Origin of the sequence: Clostridium sp. K04 (assembly GCF_019734375.1) — a bacterium.
Taxonomy (GTDB): domain Bacteria; phylum Bacillota; class Clostridia; order Clostridiales; family Clostridiaceae; genus Clostridium; species Clostridium saudiense.
In genome coordinates this window covers 1-3907 of sequence record NZ_JAASHD010000075.1, presented here as the reverse complement: position 1 = coordinate 3907, position 3907 = coordinate 1, and the positions used below count along the sequence as shown (strand labels likewise).

Below are 3907 nucleotides of genomic sequence, written 5' to 3'. Positions count from 1 at the left end.
GCTATTAGCTCAGTTGGTAGAGCACCTGACTCTTAATCAGGGTGTCCCCGGTTCGAACCCGTGATGGCGCACCAAAAGTCTTAGTTTATCAAATGATAAATTAAGACTTTTTTGTTTGTAAAAATAATTATAATACTAATATAAAATGAATTTTAAAATCACATATTGGACAATACTAATTTGCAACTAAAATCAAAAATTATATTTTTAAATATATAGTATGTATAATTTAATTTTTAACTTCAAAATATATTAACATAATAAATTGAAATTATGCTTGAAATTGTGGATAAATTAAATATTGATGTGGAAAATTAATTTTATATTTATATAGTGTAATATTGGATACATTTATTGGACTTGGACACTTTAAAATTAGAGTATAAATTATAATGAATAAAAATTTTAGATGAAATATAAATAAGATATACTTATAAAATAGAATTAAATACATATTATTATGTATAAAAAAAAGAAATTAGAGAAAAATAAAATTATTTTAAAAAAATATGTTGACATATGTAGAATATATCTATATAATAAATAATTGTTGAGAGACAAATAAAAAAAATAATGAATATCTGGTGATGATGGCGTAGAGGAAACACTCCTTCCCATTCCGAACAGGAAAGTTAAGCTCTACAGCGTCGATGGTACTGCACGGGGGACTGTGTGGAAGAGTAGAACGTTGCCAGGTAATATGGTTTACTAGCTCAGTCGGTAGAGCACTTGACTTTTAATCAAGGTGTCCGGGGTTCGATTCCCCGGTAAGCCACCAAAAATCACTTCTATCATAGAAGTGATTTTTTAATAGGAAACTTGCTTAGCATAATAATATATATATAAAAAGGAAAAGGTATTTATACCTTTTCCTTTTTTAATATACTTAATAAATCTTTCTTAATGAATATAATAAATTTTTTTACAGAATTCCAATCGTCTTTTAAAGATGTTTCTTCTGTTTCAGAAAAGAAACCATTTTTATAACAAGACATAATAAAAAATAGCAAACCTAAGTTTATATATATATCTTTGAAATCAGCTATAAATAAATCACTTATTCCTATGAAATCCAAGCTACCACCATAAAACACTTTATCTATAAGAGAACATAAAGCTCCAGCAAAGATAAAGATGAAGCACATATCTATCCAAAAGTTTTTATGACCTTTATATTTTACGTATCTATACAACTCAATAAATAGAAATAAAGCTATTCCATTAATTAAAATTAATAATGAAAAACCAATATTAAAATTAAATCGAGCATTTAGCCATGAGCCTTGAGTATTTATTATAGGATTAAATGAAAGAAAGTCTGGAATTATTTCGAAATAATAATGAAAGAAATTAGTCTTAATAATCACTTTAAGTCCTTGATCTAATAGCATTAGAATTAGGAAGGTAATAATTAATGCTCTATTATTTAAGCCGTTTAAATTTTTGGTGCTACATTTATAGATAATAGCTCCAACTAATGCAAATACTAAAAGCAAAGAAAGATTCAGTATAAGAGTATAAAAATCTTTAACTCTACCACTAATTATTTCAAACAAGAAATATACTAGCCACATAATCGGTAATATTCCAATTGTAATTATTTTATCTTTATTAAGTGAATTTTTCATGAGCTCCTCCTTAAGTTAAATTAAGTATATTTTGATTTTATCATAATAGATATTATAATTCATCATATTAGCAATTATTTGAAAAAAGTTGGTATAATAATAGATGTAAGAGAATTTAGTTTAATTGAGAGAAATAGGAGGGTATTAAATATGCTAACAATTTTTGCGGTATCAGATTCAATAGGAGAAACAGCCGAACAGGTAGCAGAAGCTGCAGCAAGTCAGTTTTCAGAAAATGTTGAAGTACGAAGAATTCCTTATGTTAAGAGTTTAGAGGATGTACAAGAACTTATTAATGATATTAAATCTTGTGAAAATGCTATGATTGTATCAACTATTATTACTGTAAATGTAAGGGAATACCTAACACAAAAATGTATAGAAAGTAATGTATCTATCGTAAATGTATTAGGTCCTATAATTAATGTTGCATCATCAATTTTAAATGAACAACCACAATATAATCCAGGAGCTATGTGGAAAACAGATGAAGCATACTTTAAAAGAATTGAGGCAATGGAATTTGCTATGCAATATGATGATAGTAAAGATTATAGAGGATTAAAAAATGCTGATGTTGTTTTAGTTGGATTATCTAGAACTTCTAAAACACCATTATGTATGTATTTAGCTAATAAAGGAATTAAGGCTATTAATATTCCTTTGGTTCCAGAAGTAGAAGTGCCAAAGGAATTATTCGAAATAGATAAACATAAAATATTTGGATTAACAATAAATCCATTACAATTAATAGAAATTAGAAAACGAAGATTAGATAAGTTTCATAGAATACCGTCTAATATTGAATATGCAGGTGATGCTAGAATATTAGAGGAATTTGATTTCTCAGATAAAATTATTAGAAAATTGGGATGCAAGACTATAGATGTTACTCAAAGAGCTATAGAAGATACTGCACTTATAATTATTAAAGCTTTAGGTTGTGAGAAATAATTAGGAGGATAGTATGAAGGTAGGGTTGGTTTTAGCTGGAGGTGGTTCAAGAGGAGCTTATCAAATAGGTGTTTGGAAAGCTTTATCTGAATTAAACATAGATAAATATATAGAAGTTGTTTCTGGAACCTCTATAGGAGCATTAAATGCTATGTTATTTTTACAGGGAAACTTTAATTTGGCTGAAGAAATTTGGTGTAGCTTAACAAAAGAAGAGATTCTACCATTAGAAGAAAAAGATTTAATTGTAAAAGGGATATTATTTTTTTTAGGTGCTAAAAATATGTCATTTATAAAAAAATATATACCTACAGTTGTTAAAGGGGGAACCTTATCAAGAGAGGGATTGAATGACATATTAAAAAAAGTTGATTTTAAAAAGATTAAAAATTCTAAGATAAAGGGATTTGCAACATGTACTAGTATTCCGGAAATAAAAGCACAATACTTCAATATTAATGAATATTCAGAAGAGATTATAAAGCAGATATTATATGCAACATCAGCAGTTCCGTTAATATATGATTCTCCTATAATAGATAATATTAGTTATCTAGATGGTGGAATTGTTGATAATGTGCCAATACAACCTGTATATGGAGAGCATTGTGATATTATAATAGTAGTTCAATTATCAGCGGATAGTCATATAAATACAGAGATGTATCCTAATACTAATATAATACAGATCAACTCAGAGGAAGGCGAAGGTGCTGATTTAAAAGGAATGATGGATTTTAATACAGATGTAATTAGAAAAAGAATATCTAAAGGATATAAGGATACAATATATAAAATTAAGCCTATAATGGATTTAACACGTAATATAGATAAGGATAAGGCAATATCAAAACTGAGTTTGTTGGATTCAATAAAAACAATATTTAATAGATAGAAGTATAAATATTGTTTCTACTTTCAAAGCAAGTTAAGTGAGTAAATGCTATATTTTAGATACTAAACCTACTAGGAAATATAAAGTCTAAATAAAGCAATTAACTCACTTAATTTGAAATTATATTATTATTTAATAAAAATACAAAAAGTTATTGACATAAGTAATATATAGTGATAAGATAAAACTCGTTACTGATGACAAAATACTACAAAAACTTATAAAAATAAGTTGTTGACAAGTAATTGTTGAAGTGATATGATATTCATTGTCGCTTACGAAATACGACAAAAACTTTTAAAAAAAGTTGTTGACAGATGTCGTAAGAGATGATAAGATAAGGAAGTCGCTTCGGTGCGACAGAGTAAATGGTCTTTGAAAATTGAACAGAATATAGTTAAAGTAAACCAGCAATTCTTTTGAGAGTCTT

The 3907-nt window shown here is 26.9% G+C and carries 3 protein-coding genes, 1 tRNA gene and 1 rRNA gene; 4 read left to right on the top strand and 1 reads right to left on the bottom strand.

All coding sequences use genetic code 11. The features are described 5' to 3' along the window. Positions 1-580 precede the first annotated feature (580 nt). Both rrf and HCG70_RS17070 read left to right on the top strand, forming a co-directional pair. A 5S ribosomal RNA gene (gene rrf, locus HCG70_RS17075) occupies positions 581-697 on the top strand. A gap of 5 nt (positions 698-702) precedes the next feature. Beyond that, positions 703-778 (top strand) — tRNA-Lys (locus HCG70_RS17070). Between the two features lie 82 nt (positions 779-860). On the opposite strand, the gene HCG70_RS17065 is transcribed toward HCG70_RS17070, so the two are convergent. After that, positions 861-1628: a signal peptidase II gene (locus HCG70_RS17065; RefSeq protein WP_042403014.1), complete on the bottom strand. Its 768-nt coding sequence runs from the start codon at positions 1626-1628 to the stop codon at positions 861-863. Positions 1629-1778: 150 nt separating this feature from the next. Here HCG70_RS17065 and HCG70_RS17060 point away from each other — a divergent pair, with 150 nt between their 5' ends. Both HCG70_RS17060 and HCG70_RS17055 read left to right on the top strand, forming a co-directional pair. Then, positions 1779-2582 (top strand): pyruvate, water dikinase regulatory protein, encoded by an 804-nt coding sequence (locus HCG70_RS17060; RefSeq protein ID WP_042403012.1) that lies wholly within the window; start codon positions 1779-1781, stop codon positions 2580-2582. A 13-nt stretch (positions 2583-2595) separates the two neighbouring features. Next, entirely contained in the window at positions 2596-3477 is an 882-nt protein-coding gene (locus tag HCG70_RS17055; protein WP_055292501.1) for a patatin-like phospholipase family protein, read from the top strand. Positions 3478-3907 lie beyond the last annotated feature (430 nt).

What these genes read in the sequence shown, in the direction of transcription:
- HCG70_RS17065 (WP_042403014.1), bottom strand. Translation starts at nt 1,628, where the DNA reads ATGAAAAATTCACTTAATAAAGATAAAATAATTACAATTGGAATATTA.
- HCG70_RS17060 (WP_042403012.1), top strand. Translation starts at nt 1,779, where the DNA reads ATGCTAACAATTTTTGCGGTATCAGATTCAATAGGAGAAACAGCCGAA.
- HCG70_RS17055 (WP_055292501.1), top strand. Translation starts at nt 2,596, where the DNA reads ATGAAGGTAGGGTTGGTTTTAGCTGGAGGTGGTTCAAGAGGAGCTTAT.